Source organism: Streptomyces sp. NPDC058246, from assembly GCF_042881985.1.
GTDB lineage: Bacteria > Actinomycetota > Actinomycetes > Streptomycetales > Streptomycetaceae > Streptomyces.
The window spans coordinates 174,351-191,667 of sequence record NZ_JBHVWZ010000002.1 but is presented as its reverse complement, the minus strand read 5'-3'; the positions used below and the strand labels follow the sequence as shown (position 1 = coordinate 191,667).

Sequence of the window (17,317 nt, the reverse complement as noted above, 5' to 3'; positions counted from 1 at the left end):
GCGCGGGCGCGGACGCGGGTGCGGGGGCGGGCGCCTGCAGAGGCGCGAACTCCGGGTTCGGGCCGGACGCAGGCCCGAACCCCGACTCCGCTACAGGGGCGACCGCGGGTGCAGGCGCAGGCGAGGCCGCGGGCGGCGACGCAGGTACAGGCGCGTGCCGGGGCTCAGCCGCCGGCTCCGCAACAGTCATGGGCGCAGGTGCGGGCGCGGACGCGGACGCAGGTGCGGGCGCGGACACAGGTGTCGGCGCGGGCGCGGGCGCGGACGCAGGTGTCGGCGCGAGCGTCGGCGCAGGCGCAGGCGCGGACACAGGTGTCGGCGCGAGCGTCGGCGCAGGCGCAGGCGCGGACACAGGTGTCGGCGCGAGCGTCGGCGCAGGCGCAGGTGCGGGTGCGGGAGTCGGCGCGGGCGCGGGCGCAGGTGCTGGCCCAGGCGCGGGCACGGGCGCGGGCTCCGCGACAGGCCCCGGCGGAAGCTCCGGCTGAGGCGTTGATTCCGGTACCGCCCGCAGCACGTACGTCGCCTTGTCCCGACGCCGAACCGGCGGAGTCTCGGGCGCCGCCGGCACTCCGGCCGCCGGCCCCACGGGCGCCCGCTCACCGGATGCGGGAGCGGCGACGGAAGCAGGCGGAACCGGCGCGGTCGGCGGCACCGACGGCTGCGGCGACCGCTGCGGCTGCGGCGACTGCTGCGGCGACTGCTGCGGCTGCTGCGGCTGCGGCGAGCGGCGAAGCTCGGGCTCGCGCGGTTGCGGCTGCGGCTGCGGCGCACTCCCCGCAGCCCACGCCCCCGGCACCACCGACGCGGCGGCCGCCGCCGAGGTCCCCGCACCCACAGCTGCGCCCGCGTCCGTCCCCACCCGCACCGGCTCCCCCGCGTAACGGCTGGAGCCGTCCACGTACACCTGGAGCGGTACGACGAAGCCGATGCGTTCGTCGTGGATGGTGGCGAGGACGGGGTGACCGGTGGCGAGGGCGAGGCGGTGGAGGTAGTTCAGGACGGCGGCCTGGACGGTCTCGCCGGGCGCGGCGACGACCGGCATGCCGCCGACCGTGGCGCTACCGGCGGCGCCGGCCGTGGCACCTCCCGTGGACACCGGCACCCGCACCTCGATCGGTGTCACCCCGGCGGCCGGCTGCCCCCCGGGCGCGACACCGGCCGAGCGCTGCCGCTTGAGTTCGCGCTTCTGTTCGCGGCTGAGTCGAGACATCGGTTCCCTCACGAAGGGGTGGACGGGGAGGAGGACAAAGAGGACGGGGCGGCCGGGGAGGACGAGGCAGACGGGGACGGGGGCACCGCAGCCTCCACCGCGGTCACCTCGGCGACATGCCACGGCTGCCCGCGACCCGTACGGGTCAGTTTGAGATAGACGTTCGCGCGTGGACCCGTGCCCGTCCAGCCGTCGCGGCCCTGGGCCGTGCCCTCGACGAAGAGGGCACGGTAGGCGAGGACGGCCGTGTCCGTGGGGCCGTCGCCGTCGTCGTCCGCGGTCACGTCCACCGTGGTCCACGCCTGGTGACCGGCCCAGGTGTTCCAGTCGTTGCCGGCGCCGCTCGCGGGCCGGTACGACCGCTCGGCGGCGGCCTTCTTCGCCGTGAGCCAACGGGCCGACCGCAGCACGGCATCGTGCGGACCGGAGTCGTACTTCGTGTCATAGCCGTACGCCACCTCCGCCCACGCCTCCGATACCTCTGTCGCGTCCGTCCCGTCGACGCCCGACGGGCTCGGCACCCGCGCGTCCGCTCCCAGCGGCTTGCCCGACGGCAGTGGTGCCTTGGGCGCCACCGACGGGGCCGCGGAGGGCGACGAGCCGGGTACGCCCACCGTGTCACGGTGGTCCCGCAAGCCACAGCCCGTCAACGCCAACAGCCCGGTGACGGACACGACCGCCACGGCGATCACCCTCGCAGGCGTCGCCGCACGCACCGCCGTACGCGTCTCCGTACCCATCGTCGTGCCTGTCCTCGCGCCTGCCCTCGTGCCCCTCGTCGTACGCGTCCTCATCCTCGCCTCCCTCCTCACTTCAGTCCCAGCCAGGGTGCCGGATCCACGTACTTGCCGTTCTGCATGACCTCGAAGTGCGCGTGCGGTCCGGTCGAGTAACCGGTGGAGCCCACCGCGCCGACCTGCTGGCCGACCTTCACCTTCTGTCCGACACTGACGTCGATCGCGGACATGTGGTTGTAGGTCGTCGAGATCTGGTCGCCGTTGATGGTTCCGTGGGAGATCACCACACGGTTTCCGTACCCGTTGGCCCAGCCGGCGGAGGTGACCGTGCCGTCCCGGGCCGCCTTGAACGGCGTACCGGCCGCAGCGCCGAAGTCGATGCCGGTGTGCAGCTTGTAGACGTGCAGGATCGGGTGCATGCGCATGCCGTACGGGGAGGTGACGGGCGGATTGCCGGGGATCGGCATGGCCATCTGCTGCCCGTCCGGGAGCTTGCCCGGCGTGTCGTCGATCGACTCGTACTTGGATATCAGCGACTTGATGCGGGCGACGTAGTTCTGGGTCTCGGTGTACGGAGGCATGCCGCCGTACTGGTGCACCGCGCCCGGGCCCGCGTTATACGCGGCGAGTGCGAGGTCGAGTGTCTCGCCGTGCGCCTCGCCGCGGTTCTTGTAGCCCTCGACCTGCTTGGCGAGGGCGCAGTCGTAGCGACCCTGCGCCATGATCGCGTCCCCGGGGTCGTACGGGGACACGCGGCCGTTGCCGTCGTCGTCCTGGCCCCAGGTCGTCCAGGTGCCGGGCATGAACTGCGACAACCCCTCGGCCCCCACCGGTGACCGGGCGTTGGGGTTCCAGCCCGACTCGGCCTCGATCTGCGCGGCGATCACCGCGGGCTTGATGACGTCGCACAGTGCGCCCGCCTTGAGGACCCAGGGCACGTACTGCTGCGGCACGGTGCCGTCCTTCAGCCCGCCGCCCGCGCCCGACCCCGTATCCGCCTCGCTCGGCGATCCGCTCACCGCGACCATCATGACCACCGGCATGATCACCGCGGCGAGACAGCCGCCGACCACCCAGGTCATGGTGGATCCACCCCCGTTGGACATCGGCTCCCCTCAGCCTCAAGATCCGGTCGTGTACATGCAGTTGAGTCTCTCGGCTCCCACCCGCTCCATGCGTCACCACGACGTCACAGACTCGTCCCAGGAACTCACGCCCCGTTACCTAACCTGTTCGGGCGCCGTGAAGATCGGTGAGCCGATGGTCCGACGACGGAGGAGAGTGGCGATGCAGGGGGTGGCGATGCGGGGGAACGAGCGGCGCGGGCCGGACGGGCCCGAGATCTGGATTCGCGGTCCGGTCGGCGACCCGGAACCGCGACAGCGACAGGAAGAGGACCCGGAGTCCCGTCAACTCCCGGTGAGTGCACGACGGTTCGCCTGGGTCGCCACCCATGGCGGGGCCGGCGCATCCACGCTCGCCGCCCTCTTCGGCGGCCATGACGCGGGCCGCAACTGGCCCCGGCCCGACCAGGGCGAGCCGGGATCCGTCCTCCTCGTCGGGCGTACGCACGCGGGCGGTCTGGACGCGGTCTCGCACACCCTCGACATCTTCCGGCGCGGCGACGCGCCCCCGGGACTCGACCTCGACGCCATCGTCCTGGTCGCGGACGCGCCGGGGCGCCTGCCTCGTCAACTCACCCAGCGCATCAAGGTGATCGGTTCCGTCATCGACGTCTACCGGGTGCCGTGGGTGCCCGCGTGGCGCACCGGCGACCTCACGGGACCGCTGCCGCGCGAGATCGCCTCACTGGCCCGACTGACCGGAAGGACCGCCCCATGAGCACCCTCTACGCGATGACGACCGCCACGCTGGCCGAGGGAGACGGCCCTCCGGCCGGTGTCGCCACCCAGCTGAACTACGTCCTGAACATCATCGCCTGGCTGGTCACCGCAGCCGGCGTGGCGGGCCTGATGATCGTGGGCTCGCGCATGGCGATCGCCGTCAAGACCGGTGACGGAGACGAGCACTTGAGTCAGTTCCTGACGGTCATGGGGGCGTGTGTCATCGGTGCGACGGCCGGTCCGATCGTCGGCTTCCTTCTCTGACGCACCCGTCCGCCGGCTCTTCTCGCGTGAGGCACCCTCGGATCCGAGGGTGCCTCTGCTCATTTCTGAGAGTGCCTCAGCTCACTTCTGAGGGTGCCTCAGCTCGCTTCGGAGGGCGCATCGATTCGCCCTGAGGGTGTCTCAGATCGTTCTGAGGGCTTCGCAGGTCATCTCGGCACCCATCTCATCTGGTACTTGATGACGATCTCTTCCCGTCTGTCACGGACACGTCACCGACAGGTGCTGGATCACTACATCGCTTGGCCGGACCTCACAGGAGTCGCCAAGCTCACTGTGCAACCGGGAACTCGGGCGCCACACCGCCCCTCAAGGACCCTCAAGCACCGCTCACATCAAGCAGGTTGTCGGCCGGCAGCCGACCACATCGGGGAGAAGCCATGTTCAAGGCGATAGCAGCCAAGGCCCACATCTACCTGGCGGACGGCAAGGTCCCCAACCCCAAGAGCGACGCACCCGACCAGCTGACCGGCAAGGTCGACACCGTCCTCGGCATCCTCGCCTGGGCCGGTACCGCCGCGGGCGTCGCGGGTGTGCTCATCACCGGCGCCATGATGGCGATCTCGATGCGCCGCGGCGAGGGCTCGGAGCACATGGGCCGCCTCGGCATGGTCCTCGGCGGCTGTGTCCTGGTCGCGACCGCGGGCCCCGTCGTCACCTTCGTCTTCGCGTGAGCTGATCCACCTCTCATCAGAACGTGATTCGAAGGGAGCGCAAACCATGCTGAACTCCGGCCGGTCCCAAGGGGGCAGCGGGGAGTGGGAGCAGCCGTTCTGGCAGCAGCGAGGCTGGATCCTGTCGGCCGGGTTCCTGCTGGTGCTGCTCGTGCTCGCCGGCTTCACCATGATGAGCGGCGGCGACGGGCGGCAGGCGAACGCCTCGGGCGACCCGGATCCGCAGCCGACCTCGTCCGCGGACCCGAACTCGGGCGGCGGCAAGGGCGGTTCGGACGCCCGGCCGGCCGGCTGCCGCACCGACGACAGCGACCAGGCCAAGCCCACACGGGCCCCGAAGGACTTCACCTGGAAGGCCAACGGCACGGGTCTCGTGCCGGTCTCCAGGACGGTGGGCCCGCTGAAGTACGACGGTCCGGTCTGGTCCTGCTTCGCACACACGCCGATCGGCGCGGTCATGGCCGCCCACTCCATCACCGACCACCTGAGCTACCGGGGCTGGCGCGAGGTCGTCGACCGGCAGGTCGTTCCCGGTGCGGGCCGCGACGCGCTCGTCAGGAGCCGTACCGCGGAGGGCGACAAGCCCACCTCGGGCGCGCCCGACGCGGGGGGCTACGCCGGGTTCGCCGTCCTGTCGTACGACAAGGAGAAGACGACGTTGATGGTCGTGGTCCGCGTCGCAGGCAAGGACGCCTACGGCACCGCGTCGGTGACCATGCGCTGGCAGGACGGCGACTGGAAGCTCGCGCCCGACGCCGACGGCACCGTCTACTCGGGCATGTCGCAGGTCAGCGGCACCTCGGGCTTCGTCACCTGGGAGGCGTGACATGGCTTGCTCCTGGCGCATATACGACTGCGTGATCGACGAGGTCGGCACCCAGTTCACCCAGGGCGCCGTCGTGGTCTTCGCCAAGGCGATCGGCGACGCCGCGTCGGAGGTGCTCAAGGCGCTCAACGGCGTGTGGATGAACGTCGACGTGGACGACCCCTCGAAGCCCATCGGCCTCATCGACAAGGAGGTCGACTGGATCGTCGCCTATGTCGCCGTGGCCTCGCTGCTGATCGCCGCGATCAGAATGGCCCTCGACCGCAAGGGCCAGCCGATGAAGCAGGCGTTCCTCGGGATGTGGAAGGTCATCCTCGTCGGCGCGGTCGCCGTGCCGGTGGTCCAGGCGCTCACCAAGGCCTCGGACCTGTACGCCCAGCACGTGTACGAGAAGTCCGACCTCGGCGACACCGCGTCGACGATGCTCGGCGTACTGACGCTCAACCAGCCGGGCCTGGTGCTCATCTTCGGTCTGCTGGTGATGCTGTCGAGCTTCGTACAGATCTGTCTGATGTACATCCGCATCGGCGTCATGATCATGCTGGTGGGCACGCTGCCGCTGGCCGCCGCCTCCTCGATGACCGGGTGGGGCGAGGGCTGGTGGAAGAAGCACGTCGGCTGGCTCGCGGCCTGGCTGCTCTACAAACCGGCGGCCGCCCTGATCATCTATTCGGCCACGTCGATGACCCAGGACACCAAGAACCTCGACCAGACCATCGCGGGTCTGGGCATGCTGATCATGGCGGTCTTCGCACTGCCGGCCCTGCTCAAGCTGATCGTTCCGGCGACGGCGGCACTAGGCGGCACCTCCGGCGGCACGGTCGCGCTCAACGCGGCCAACAACATCGCCACCGGCGCCGTCAGCATCGCCGCGGGCGGTGCCGGAGGGGGCGGCGGAGGCGGGGGCGGCGCGGCCGGCCCGAAGGGCTCGCCGTCCTCGGGCGCCGGTGCTCCGGCCGGCGGAGGTGCGGGCGGCGCGGGCGGCGCGGCCGCCGGAGGGGGTGCCGCCGCCGCGGGTGCGGCCACGGGTGGCGCGGCCCTCGCGGTCCAGGCCGCCGCGGTCGCCGTACAGACCGGTGTCGCGGCCGCCACGGAAGTCGCCAACTCCCTTGACGACAACGACGGCATGAAGGGCCACAACCAGTAGGCAGGCCCACGGTCCACGCCTCCGGGGGTTGGGGCGGCTTCCAAGGCATCCACCCCGACCCCCGTACACCCGAAGCACTTTGAGCCGAGCCGGAAGAAGGAAACCCCATGTCCACCGACGCCATGACGCGTCCCACGTACGGGAACTGGCGCAGGCCCCGCCGTCCCGGACTCGGTCCGCTGGGTCTGCTCGGCACCGTCGTCGCCTTCGGCGGGCTGCTGGTGGCGCTGCTGGCGTCGCTGGTCTCGCTGATGGCCGCGATCGCCGTACTGGTGCCGGTCGGGCTGTTCCTCGCCCCGCTGGCGCTGCGCACGGTGGACGGCCGCAACGTCTACCAGGTCCTCGCGGTCCGGATCGGCTGGATGAAACGGAAGGCGAACGGCTCGCACACCTATGTCTCCGGGCCGCTGTCCAAGCGCCCCGGCGGCCGCTACCAGCCGCCGGGCCTGCTCGCGCGCACCAAGATGCACGAGGGCCGCGACGCCTACAACCGCTCCTTCGGCGTACTCCACCACCCGGGCCGCGGCCTGTACACGGTGGTCCTGGCCTGCGAGCCGGACGGCGGTTCGCTGGTCGACCCCCAGCAGGTCGACATCTGGGTGGCGTCCTGGGGCGACTGGCTCGCGCGGCTCTCGCACGAGCCCGGCCTGCGCGGCGCCCAGGTGGTCGTCGAGACCGCCCCCGACACGGGTACGCGCCTGGCGGCCGAGGTCCTCCCCCGCATCTCGCCGGACGCTCCGGCCGCGGCCCGCGCCGTGATGGAGGAGGTCGTCGAGCGCTACCCGTCGGCGTCCTCGGAGATGCACACGTACATCGCGTTGACGTACGGCCCGACAGGCGGCCCCAAGCGCGATGTCGACGACATCATCACCGACCTGTCCATGCGGCTGCCCGGACTGCTGTCCGGCCTGGTGGCCGCCGGCGGCGGCAGCGCCTACCCGCTGTCCGCCGAGCGGCTCGCCGAGATCGTACGGGTGGCGTACGACCCCGCCATCGGCCCCGACGTGCTCAGCGCCCGCGCCGAACACGCCACCACCGGGCTGGAGTGGAGCGACGCGGGCCCGGCCGCTGCCGTCGAGACCGTCACGTCGTACCAGCACGACTCGGGTGTCTCGCGCACCTGGATGCTGACGCTCGCGCCGCGCGGCACGGTCCGGTCGAGCGTCCTGCGCGGCCTGCTCGAACCCGCGCCGGGCACCCGGCGCAAGCGGGTCTCCCTCATCTACCGCCCCATCGACCCGGCGACCTCCGCCCGCATCGTCGAGTCCGACCGGCGTTCCGCGCACTTCATGGCGGGCTCGCGGCGCGGTCTCGTACAGGCGCGGGCCAGTTCGGAGATGCAGGCCGCCGAGCAGACCGCGGCCGAGGAGGCGGCGGGTGCCGGGCTCGTGGAGTTCTCGCTGATGGTGACCGTCACCGTCGACGACGAGGAGCGGTTGCAGGACGCGGGCATCACCGTGCGCAACCTCCAGGCCTCGTCCCGCATCCTGATGCGCCCCGCGGACCGTATGCAGGCCTCGGCCTTCACCTGCACGCTGCCGGTCGGCCTGCTGCCGTGGGAGCACACCCTCGTTCCGTACCAGATCAGGGAGGCGCTGTGAGCGTCACGAAACCGTCTGTCGCCCCGCCGCGCGGCTGGTACGGCCCCGGTGGCGGCCAGGTCGGGCACGTGGACCCGCCCTCGTTGTGGCGGGCGACCACGGTGCAGGCGTGCGGGCTCTGGCCCTTCGCGGCGGGCTCCGGCGCGCCCATGACCGGCGTCCCGCTCGGCCAGCACCTGCACACCGGCGCGACGGTGTGCGGCGACCCCATCTCCTGGTTCACCCGGGCCCGTTACATCTCCAACCCGTCCCTGTTCATGCTCGGCATGCCGGGCCTGGGCAAATCGACGCTGGTCAACCGCATGCTGATCGGCATGTCCGCGACGGGCATCACTCCGCTGGTCCTCGGCGACCTGAAGCCCGACTACGCCGACACCGTACGGGCGTTGGGCGGCCAGGTGATCTCGATCGGCCGAGGCGTCGGGGGCATCAACGTCCTCGATCCCGGCGCGATGGGCGAGGCGGCGGTACGCATCGGCGGCGAGCGCGGCCGGGTGCTGGCCGCGGAGGCCCACGGCCGCGTACTGAACATGGTCGCCGCGCTGATCACGATCGTGCGGGGCCGCCCGATGGACGACCACGAGCAGTCCGTTCTCTCCGCCTGCCTCCACCACCTCGCGGAGCGTACGAAGCCGGGGCGGGCACCGCTGCTGCCGGATCTGCTGAAGGTGCTGGACGAAGGCCCCGACCGGGTCCGGGCGGTGACCCTGGACCGAGGCGACGTCGCCCGCTACCAGGAGGCGGTGGACCCGCTGCACCGCTCCCTGCTGGGTGTGCTGGACGGACCGCTCGGCGACACGTTCGCGTCCGAGACGTCGACGCGGATCAACCCGGCCTCGCCGGCCGTGTGCGTCGACATCTCCCGGATCGGCGAGGCGGACACGCAGCTGACGGCGGCCGCGATGCTGGCCGCCTGGTCCGACGGGCTCGGCACGGTGGCCGCCGCGCACGCGCTCGCGGATGCGGGACTGGCCCCACAGCGGTGGTTCTTCACCGTCCTTGACGAGCTGTGGCGCCCTCTGCGGGCCGCCTCCGGCATCGTCGAACGGATCGACGCGCTGACCCGCCTGAACCGCTCGCTGGGGCTGGGCGACGCGAAGATCACGCACACCCTGAAGGACGCCGAGGCCCTGGGCAGCGAGTCCGACCGCGCCAAGGCGCGCGGGTTCGTGGAGCGGGCGGGGATGGTGGTCTGCGCCGGGCTTCCCCGTACGGAGATGAAGGAACTCGGCGAGATCGTCGGCATGTCCGAGCGCGAGATCGAGCTGGTGTCGTCGTGGTCCTCGCCACCGGGGTGGGCGAGCACCGGCGGCAACGAGGAGCCGCCCGGGCGCGGCCGCTTCCTGATCAAGGTGGGCGGCCGCCCCGGAATCCCGATCAAGGTGTCCATCACGGACACCGAGCGGGCGCTGCACAACACGAACACACGGTGGTCGGAGGCGGGGAAGCCGAACCTTTCCAAGGGGGCCGGCCGATGAGCGTCGGCACGTCGACGTTCCTCGCGCCCCTGAAGGGGGCGCGGGGAACTGCGCGATCTTTTGGGGGCCGGGGGGCGCGGCCCCCAGGTAGGGGACGGACAGGGGCGGCGGGGGCGAAAAACGTACGGGGGACCACAGATGAGCAGCGCACGTAAGAATCACAGCAGCGGGGAGGACTTCCTCCCCTGGATCGTGCCGGGGGCCGCCTTCCTCGTCGGCACCCTGTTCTTCGGGGCGTGGCTGGGCGGCACGCTCGGCGCAGCGGCGGGCGGCGCCGGCTGGAACCCGCCGCCGTTCGGGCTGTCCACCCTGTCCACGCTGGTCAAGGACGGCCCGGCCACGGTGTGGCCCACGGCGTCGCCGACCGCGGTCGCGGCGGGGATGGCGGTCGTGTTCGGCGCGGTCGTGGCCCTTGTCGCCGTGCTCGTCGTGCTCGTACGGCGAAAGGTCTCCAGGCCCAGCGGACTCGCCGGGCGGAAGGAGCTGGCCGGCCTCCTGCCCAAGGGCGCAGCCGAGCGCGCACGCCAACTCAGGCCGTCCTTGGCCAAGTCGGGGAAGATCACCCCGGACGACACCGGGAACCTGCTCGGCAACCTGGAACCGCGCGGCCCGGAGCTCCGCTCCAGCTACGAGGATGTGGAGCTGGACCTGATGGCCCCCCGGGCCGGCAAGTCCACCGGCATCGCGGCACCGCGCGTCCTGCGGGCGCGGGGCAGCGTACTGCTGACGTCCAACAAGGCGGACGTCTACAGCGTGACCCGCGCCGAGCGCGAACGCGTCGGACGGGTGTGGACGTTCGACCCCCAGGGCATCGCGCACACCTCCCGCACCCTGTGGTGGGACATGCTCGCCGACGCCGCCACGATCGAGGGCGCCCGCCGCCTGGCAGGCCACTTCGTCGGCGCCGTCAACGACGACGCGTCCAGGCGCGACTTCTGGATCTCGGCCGCCCAGAACACCCTGACCGCCCTCTTCCACGCCGCCCACCGCGGCGAACGCCGGATCGGCGAGGTACTCGCCTGGCTGGCCGATCCGGCCGACCGCACCCCGGTGGATCTGCTGCGGGACGCCGGAATGACGGCCCTCGCGGACCAGTTGCAGGGCACCGTGCAGGGCGCGGTGGAGACCCGGGACGGCATCTACGAGACGGCCCGCCAGTGCGTGGCCTGCCTGCTCGACCCCGGCATCGCGGCGTGGGTGACGCCGGACCCGGATCTGCCGCAGTTCCTGCCGGAGCGGCACGTGCTGTCCACCGACACGCTGTACCTCCTCTCCAAGGACGGCGGCGGCTCGGCGGCCGGAGTCATCGCGGCGGCCGCGGACTCCGTCCTGCGTGCGGGAGTCGTGGCCGCGGAGCGGATGGGCGGACGCCTCGACCCGCCCATGACGGCGGTGCTCGACGAGGCCGCCAACGTCTGCCGGATCTCCGATCTCCCCGACCTGTACTCGCACTTCGGCTCGCGCGGCATCAACATCGTCACGCTGCTGCAGAGTTACCGGCAGGGCGCGCGGGTGTGGGGCGAGGCGGGCATGGACGCGCTCTGGGGAGCCGCCACCATCAAGCTGCTGGGCGCGGGCCTGGACGACGCGGACTTCGTGGAGAAGATCTCCCGGCTGGTCGGCGAGCACGACGTGTCGACCGTCAGCTGGTCCAAGAGCAAGGACGGGCGGTCCCGTTCGACCTCGTACCGCCTGGAACGCATCCTGCCCGCCGACCGTATCCGCGCCCTGCCCAAGGGCACCGCGCTGCTCCTGGCCACCGGCATCAAGCCCGCGCTGGTCAGGCTGCGCCCCTGGTACGCCGAACCCGGCGCCGACCGTATCGCGACCGCGGCGCAGGCCGAGGTCAAGGCCATCACCGCCCGCGCCGCCGAAGGGATCACCTTCAGATGACCACTGAAGCCGAACTGCCCGCCGCCCCGCCGTTCATCCTCTACCTCGACGGCCCGGAGTACGCCGAGGAGATGCGCCAACTCGCCGTCTGGGTCACCGACCTGCTGCTCCCGGTGTACGGCCGTGAGGTCACCTCGCAGCAGCCGTGGTGCCCGCGCTGGTGGGAGCATCTGGAGGCGGTGGCCCGGCTGCACGGGCTGTGGCTCGCCTGGCAGGAGTGCACGGACCCGGCGGCCGGCGCGTCGGGTCCCGCGGTGTGGCACCGGGACCACCTGGGGCCCGTACTCTCCGAACTGCGGTCCCCCAGCGGGCCGTTCGCGGGCTGCAAGGAAGGCAGCCACCGACCGAAGACGTCGCCGGTGGCGGAACCGTACAAGGGCTGAGTACGCGGGCTGCGTACGAGGGTTGAGTACGAGGATTGAGCACGTGGACTCACGACGAGGGCTGAGCGCCAGGGCTCAGCACCGGGATCGAGTGCGCGGCCTGAGGGCACGGACTGAGGTCACGGACTGAGGGCACGGCGTGAGGGCACGGACTGAGAGGAGGCACCCGATGCGATGGACCGTCCACGGTGAAAGCACCCTGCACGACACGCCTTGGGTCCGGCTGCGCTCGCTGGACGTCGAGCAGCCCGACGGCACCCGCGGCGCCTATCACGTGGTGAGGCTGCGGGACGTCGCGGTCACGGCGGCCGTGGACGATCAGCGGCGCGTCCTGATGATGTGGCGGCACCGCTTCGTCACCGACACCTGGGCCTGGGAGCTGCCGATGGGCCTGGTCGAGGACGGCGAGCGGCCCGTCGAGGCCGCCGCGCGGGAACTGGAGGAGGAGACGGGATGGCGCCCGGAATCGATGCGGGAGCTGATTTACGCGCAGCCGGCGAACGGGATCACCGACTCCCAGCACTTCGTGTTCCGCGCGGCCGGAGCGAAACGGATCGGCGAGCCCACCGAGCGCAACGAGTCCGACCGGCTGGAGTGGATCCCGCTGGCCGAGATCCCCGGGATGATCGCCCGGCGGGAGATCGTGAGCAGCGCGACGCTGGTGGGGGTGATGGCGTTGCTGCTGGACCTTGGCGCGTGGGCGACCCTGCTGGGCGCCTGACCGCGGCCGCCGAAAACGTCGGCGGGCCGTGCGGTTGCGTCCGCCAGCAGTGCGCCGGCGCCTTTCAGGCCTGCGGCAGCATCCGCAAGCGGTACGCCGACGCCTGCCAGACCTGCGGCAGCATCCGCCAGCTGAACGCCAGCGCCCGTCAGACCTCCGGCAGCATCCGCCAGCGGTACGCCAGCGCCCGTCAGACCTGCGGCAGCGTCCGCCAGCAGTGCGCCGGCGCCTGTCAGTCGTGCGGCAGCGCCTGTCAGCCCTGGGGCGGGCTGAACCGGTCGATGTCCGCGAGGATCTTCCGCTTCAGCTCCAGCGCCGCGTCGATCTCCTTGCGGGTGAAGCGTGTCGGGTCCTTGGCGTACACCTCACGCCCGCGCTCCGAGGTGAACCGGTCCTCGGGGATGCGATCGGCGCCGTCCGGGAGGAACTTGGCGACCTCCTCGAAGGCGGCGATCGCGTACGCGGTGGCCGGACGGATCTCGCGGTGCTCGGCGAGCGGCGTGTTCAGCAGCCTGAGCCCCGACTCGGTCGACACCCGGTCGCCGATCCACAGGAACTCGCCCGGGTCGATGATCCGCGAGGGCTCCGGACCGCCGAACGCCGGGGGCGCGGGCGGCTCTTCGTCGAGCAGCGCGAACTCGAACGAGCGCGGGCGACCGCACTGCGGGCACCCGCCCTCGTACACGGTGACCAGGACACCGTCCCGGTCCTCCAGACGGTGCTGTCGATCGAACTCCTCCGCGCCGCACACACAGGCGTGGAGGTCCATGTAGAGGTGCGCTTCCTGCATCGAACGAGCGATCAACATGTCATGATCCTACGGGAATCACGACACTGGACGGGGGAACGTCAGTGAACCTGAGCACCGACGAGAGACGGCTGCTCGCCGAGGCCGAGGCCGCGCTGCCCGTCGTGCTGCGGGAGCAATACGCCGACCGGCTGCGCGACGGCGGCGGCCTCGTCGAACAGGACGGGCGGCGCTTCTTCGCGCTGAGCGACACCGCGGGCAGACCGGTCGAGATCCGCCTGGACACGGCCCCGCTGCCCGAGCGGAGCCTGTCGCGGACCTTCACCAACACCACGTACGACCGCTATGTCGTCCAGCTCTCCGACCGGCTGCCGCCCGAGCGGATCGGCCAGGTGCTGAGCCGTGAGGTGGGCGAACTGCTCGCCGTACGCGACCGGGCCGCCGTCAACGGCACCGCGCCGCGGGAGAACCTGCTGGCGGCCGGCACCGCGCTGCCCGCGCGCCCGCGGCTGTCCGAGGAGGACCTGGGCCGCGTCGGCGAGTTCAACTACCTGGCGACGCGCATGATCGAGCCGTCGGTGAGCGCCCCCGAGCGCCAGGAGTCCCGCGACCGGTTCTCCGCGCTGATCGACGACTCGGGCCTGCGGCCCGGTTCACCGGCCCACGACACCGCCACGCACGCCGTCGAGCAGTACGCGGCGAACGTACGCCTGGACATCGCGCGCCCGCACCTGCGGGAGGAGGCACGTGACGCGATGGCCGAACTGGCCCTCCCCATCGAGCGGTTGAGCGCCGCCGACGCCCGGGCACTGGGCGAGGTTCGCGCTCGGGCGCGGGAGACGCAGGCCTCCGCGCTGGGCGCGAACCCGTCGGTCCCCCTGCCGGGTCTGAACCCCGACGGCACGCCGATCCCCCGCGAGGAGCTGGGGCGGGCCGCGGCCGCGGTGGCCGAGCAGCGCACCGCGCTCAGCGGCCGGACGCTGGACGAGCTGCGCGCGGAGCAGGCCGCGTTGCCCGAGGGACGGTATCCGCAGCGCCAGGTCATGATCGGCGGCGGTGCCGCACTCGCCGGACGCGACCCAGACGTACTGCTGGTGGACGGACGGGGGCGGTGGCACGTGGACCCCATCGAAGCGATCGTGCAGTCCGCCGATCAGGTACGGCATCTGCGGCAGAGCGGGATGGGCGACCCGTACCAGTTCGCCGACCCCCAGCAGCGGGTGCCGTTGCCGGCCCTGCAGCTGTGGGAGGACACCGCGGCGGCCCGCGGTCCGCTCGTCGACGGGCGCGCCGACCTCGCCGTCGGGGCGGAGGGCCGCATGATCGCCCAGATCACCCCGGCCGACGGCTCGGCACCGGTCAAGGTCGAGGTGCTGGGGTCCCCGCTCGTCGCCACCGGTATCCCGCCCGAGATCATCCCCGGGGCCAACCGCCAAGTGCCGACCGTGCCGGAGGCCACCGGGGTCCTCGCGGAGCACCTGACCGCCGCGGGTACGCCCGAGGCGCTGCGGGCGCGTGACCAGTTGCTCGGGCTGCCCGAGGGCGAGGGCCGCGCCGCGGCGTCGCTCGACGTGCTCGCCGGTCCACAGGTGGCCGACGCCCTCCGCTCCGCCGGCGACCCGCGCGTGGCCGGAGCCGCCGAGACCCTTCGGGCGACCGCGGCCTGGGAACGCGCGCGCGCCGCCGCGCCGGGCCGCGTCCTCATGGGCGACGAGGTCGGCGACGGCGACTACGACCCGCGGGCCGCGAACGACTGGCTGATCGCCGGGGTCGGTGGCGCGGCCATCGCCAACGCGGAGATCATCCTGCAGGCCAACCCGGACGCGAAGGTGTCCATGGTCGGCAAGGACGCGCCCTTCGTGCTCAAGAACGACGCCCAGTACACGGCGCTGCAGCGCGCGCACGACGCCGAGTACGGCGGTGACGGCCGGCTGGTGACCTACTCCGACCGGCGCCTCGGCGAGGTCGGGACGGTGCCGGGGCCCGACGGCGCGGTGCGGCTCGCGGCCCTCGACGACCAGGGCCATCCCCTCGGTATCGAGGGTGACGCGTACGTCGCCTGTCTGGGCCGGGTCTCCCGGCTCCCGCAGACCCTCGACTCCGTCGAGTCCTGGGCACGCGAGGCGGGCGGCCAGGTCCGCGGGGAGCTTCTCTTCGACAAGGACCGCCAGTACCTGGGCTACCGCCTGGAGTTCGAGGCGGAGGGCCGGAAGCAGACGGTCGACGTGACCGGCGCCGCGTCCCGCATGCTGCCCGGCAACGTCTTCGGCCAGGACGACATGGCGCGCCTGAGCGCCCTCGACGCCAAGACGGCCCCACCGGAGAGCGGCAACGTCTCGGCCGGCTTCATGGCGACGGCCCTACAGGGCTCCCACCTGGCCAGACACCGCGCGACGGAGGGCGGCCCGGGGGACCCGGGCACCACACCCCCGGAACCGAACCCGACGGGGCCCACGCCGGCTGGCGCGACACCGGCGGGTCCCACACCGGCGGGCGCGACATCAGCGGGTCCCACACCGGCGGATCCCACGCAGACGGGTCCCACGCAGACGGGCCCGACACCAGCGGGGCCCACACCGGCGGGCGCGACATCAGCCAGCCCAGCGCCGGCAGCTCCGCCTCCCACGGCCACCTCATCGGCAGGGCCGGCACCAGCACCAGCACCGGCACCGGCACCGGCGGGCAAGACGTCCACGGCCGCCACCCCGACGGGCCCGACACCGGCAGGTGCGCCCCCCACGGCGAACCCCTCGGCGCCGAACCCCCCGAAACCCGGCACCCCTTCCGCAAGCCCCGGCTCCGGTGCCCCTTCGGCCAACCCCCTGGCCGGTGCCGCCCGGCTCCAGTCCGGTCGTCGTGCCGCCGCGCCCAAGGGCGGTCCGGCCTCCGGTCCCACGCCCGGAGGTGCCGCGCCCGCGCCCCGGGTTCCGCGGCCTCAGCAACCGGGCGGCGGTGGCGCGCCCGGCCGATGACCCCACGGGCGGATGGACCCCACTGGACGACTACATGCGTACGCATATATTGTGCACGCATGTAGTCGCCGTTCGCCGCGCACACATGCGGAGGCGGACGCACGCACACGGACGCACGCACGCACGCGGGTGGACGGACACACGCGGACGCACGCGCGTGGACGGACGCACGCACGCGCACTCAAAGGGGGACCCATGAATCACGACCGCCGCTTCCTGTTCCTGCTCGGCAGCAGCCGTTCCGAGGGCAACACCGAGATACTGGCCCGCAAGGCCGCCGAGCAGCTGCCCGCGGACGTCGAGCAGCGCTGGCTGAGCCTCGCCGAGCATCCGCTGCCCGACTTCGTGGACCTGCGACGCGACAGCGACCACGTGCGTTCTCCCGACGGGAGCGGCCCGGCGCTGCTGCTCGACGCCACGCTCGCGGCCACCGACATCGTGATCGCCTCGCCCCTGTACTGGTACTCGGTCTCCAGCCTCACCAAGCGCTACCTGGACTACTGGTCGGGCTGGCTGCGCACCCCCGGTGTCGACTTCAAGGCGACCCTGGCCGGTCGCACGCTCTGGGGCGTCACCGCGCTCGCGGACACGGAGCCGGCGGTCGCCGAGCCGCTGATCGGCACGCTCAACAACTCCGCCGCGTACCTGAAGATGCGCTTCGGCGGGGTGCTGCTCGGCAACGGCAGCGCGCGCGGCGACGTACTGAACGACACCGAGGCGCTGGCGCGCGCGAAGACCTTCTTCGCGCAGGAGCCTCCGCTCGCCCGCTTCCCGCACGAGCGGGCGACCACGCTGTAGTGG

Annotated in this window: 16 protein-coding genes; 13 read left to right on the top strand and 3 right to left on the bottom strand. The window is 72.4% G+C overall.

What is annotated here, in order from left to right; all coding sequences use genetic code 11:
- The first annotated feature begins 524 nt into the window (after positions 1-524).
- Entirely contained in the window at positions 525-881 is a 357-nt protein-coding gene (locus tag ACFVXA_RS03350; protein ID WP_390023664.1) for a hypothetical protein, read from the top strand.
- A gap of 337 nt (positions 882-1,218) precedes the next feature.
- On the opposite strand, the gene ACFVXA_RS03345 is transcribed toward ACFVXA_RS03350, so the two are convergent.
- Both ACFVXA_RS03345 and ACFVXA_RS03340 read right to left on the bottom strand, forming a co-directional pair.
- Positions 1,219-1,950, bottom strand: a complete 732-nt coding sequence (locus ACFVXA_RS03345; protein WP_384024781.1) for a hypothetical protein — start codon at positions 1,948-1,950, stop codon at positions 1,219-1,221.
- 68 nt (positions 1,951-2,018) lie between these two features.
- Positions 2,019-3,029: a peptidoglycan DD-metalloendopeptidase family protein gene (locus ACFVXA_RS03340; RefSeq protein ID WP_362018726.1), complete on the bottom strand. Its 1,011-nt coding sequence runs from the start codon at positions 3,027-3,029 to the stop codon at positions 2,019-2,021.
- A 205-nt stretch (positions 3,030-3,234) separates the two neighbouring features.
- Between ACFVXA_RS03340 and ACFVXA_RS03335 the strand changes: the two genes are divergently transcribed.
- From ACFVXA_RS03335 to ACFVXA_RS03290, 10 genes are all read left to right on the top strand, one after another.
- Positions 3,235-3,789 carry a DUF6668 family protein gene (locus ACFVXA_RS03335; RefSeq protein ID WP_390023662.1) on the top strand — a complete coding sequence of 185 codons (555 nt, stop codon included), beginning with the start codon at positions 3,235-3,237 and terminating at the stop codon, positions 3,787-3,789.
- Complete coding sequence (locus tag ACFVXA_RS03330; RefSeq protein WP_362018722.1) at positions 3,786-4,055, top strand: hypothetical protein; 270 nt, start codon at positions 3,786-3,788, stop codon at positions 4,053-4,055. The genes ACFVXA_RS03335 and ACFVXA_RS03330 overlap by 4 nt, the downstream gene beginning before the upstream one ends.
- A 398-nt stretch (positions 4,056-4,453) precedes the next feature.
- Positions 4,454-4,747: a hypothetical protein gene (locus ACFVXA_RS03325; RefSeq protein WP_362018720.1), complete on the top strand. Its 294-nt coding sequence runs from the start codon at positions 4,454-4,456 to the stop codon at positions 4,745-4,747.
- Between the two features lie 46 nt (positions 4,748-4,793).
- Complete coding sequence (locus ACFVXA_RS03320; RefSeq protein WP_389463159.1) at positions 4,794-5,573, top strand: hypothetical protein; 780 nt, start codon at positions 4,794-4,796, stop codon at positions 5,571-5,573.
- 1 nt (position 5,574) lies between these two features.
- Positions 5,575-6,720, top strand: coding sequence for a hypothetical protein (locus ACFVXA_RS03315; protein WP_362018716.1), 1,146 nt, complete (start codon positions 5,575-5,577; stop codon positions 6,718-6,720).
- A gap of 107 nt (positions 6,721-6,827) precedes the next feature.
- Positions 6,828-8,321 (top strand): SCO6880 family protein, encoded by a 1,494-nt coding sequence (locus ACFVXA_RS03310; RefSeq protein ID WP_362018714.1) that lies wholly within the window; start codon positions 6,828-6,830, stop codon positions 8,319-8,321.
- A complete protein-coding gene (locus ACFVXA_RS03305) occupies positions 8,318-9,799 on the top strand; it encodes an ATP/GTP-binding protein (protein WP_362018712.1) in 1,482 nt (493 codons plus the stop codon). The genes ACFVXA_RS03310 and ACFVXA_RS03305 overlap by 4 nt, the downstream gene beginning before the upstream one ends.
- Positions 9,800-9,937: 138 nt before the next feature.
- Entirely contained in the window at positions 9,938-11,692 is a 1,755-nt protein-coding gene (locus tag ACFVXA_RS03300) for a TraM recognition domain-containing protein (protein ID WP_362018710.1), read from the top strand.
- A complete protein-coding gene (locus ACFVXA_RS03295) occupies positions 11,689-12,075 on the top strand; it encodes a DUF4913 domain-containing protein (RefSeq protein WP_362018708.1) in 387 nt (128 codons plus the stop codon). The genes ACFVXA_RS03300 and ACFVXA_RS03295 overlap by 4 nt, the downstream gene beginning before the upstream one ends.
- Before the next feature lie 169 nt (positions 12,076-12,244).
- Positions 12,245-12,796: an NUDIX domain-containing protein gene (locus tag ACFVXA_RS03290; RefSeq protein ID WP_362018706.1), complete on the top strand. Its 552-nt coding sequence runs from the start codon at positions 12,245-12,247 to the stop codon at positions 12,794-12,796.
- A gap of 253 nt (positions 12,797-13,049) precedes the next feature.
- On the opposite strand, the gene ACFVXA_RS03285 is transcribed toward ACFVXA_RS03290, so the two are convergent.
- The gene (locus tag ACFVXA_RS03285; RefSeq protein WP_383904602.1) at positions 13,050-13,604 is read right to left on the bottom strand and encodes a hypothetical protein; all 555 of its coding nucleotides are present in this window, start codon (positions 13,602-13,604) and stop codon (positions 13,050-13,052) included.
- Between the two features lie 44 nt (positions 13,605-13,648).
- Here ACFVXA_RS03285 and ACFVXA_RS03280 point away from each other — a divergent pair, with 44 nt between their 5' ends.
- Positions 13,649-16,516, top strand: coding sequence for a hypothetical protein (locus ACFVXA_RS03280; RefSeq protein ID WP_390023660.1), 2,868 nt, complete (start codon positions 13,649-13,651; stop codon positions 16,514-16,516).
- 195 nt (positions 16,517-16,711) lie between these two features.
- Positions 16,712-17,314: a flavodoxin family protein gene (locus ACFVXA_RS03275; RefSeq protein ID WP_383736391.1), complete on the top strand. Its 603-nt coding sequence runs from the start codon at positions 16,712-16,714 to the stop codon at positions 17,312-17,314.
- Positions 17,315-17,317 lie beyond the last annotated feature (3 nt).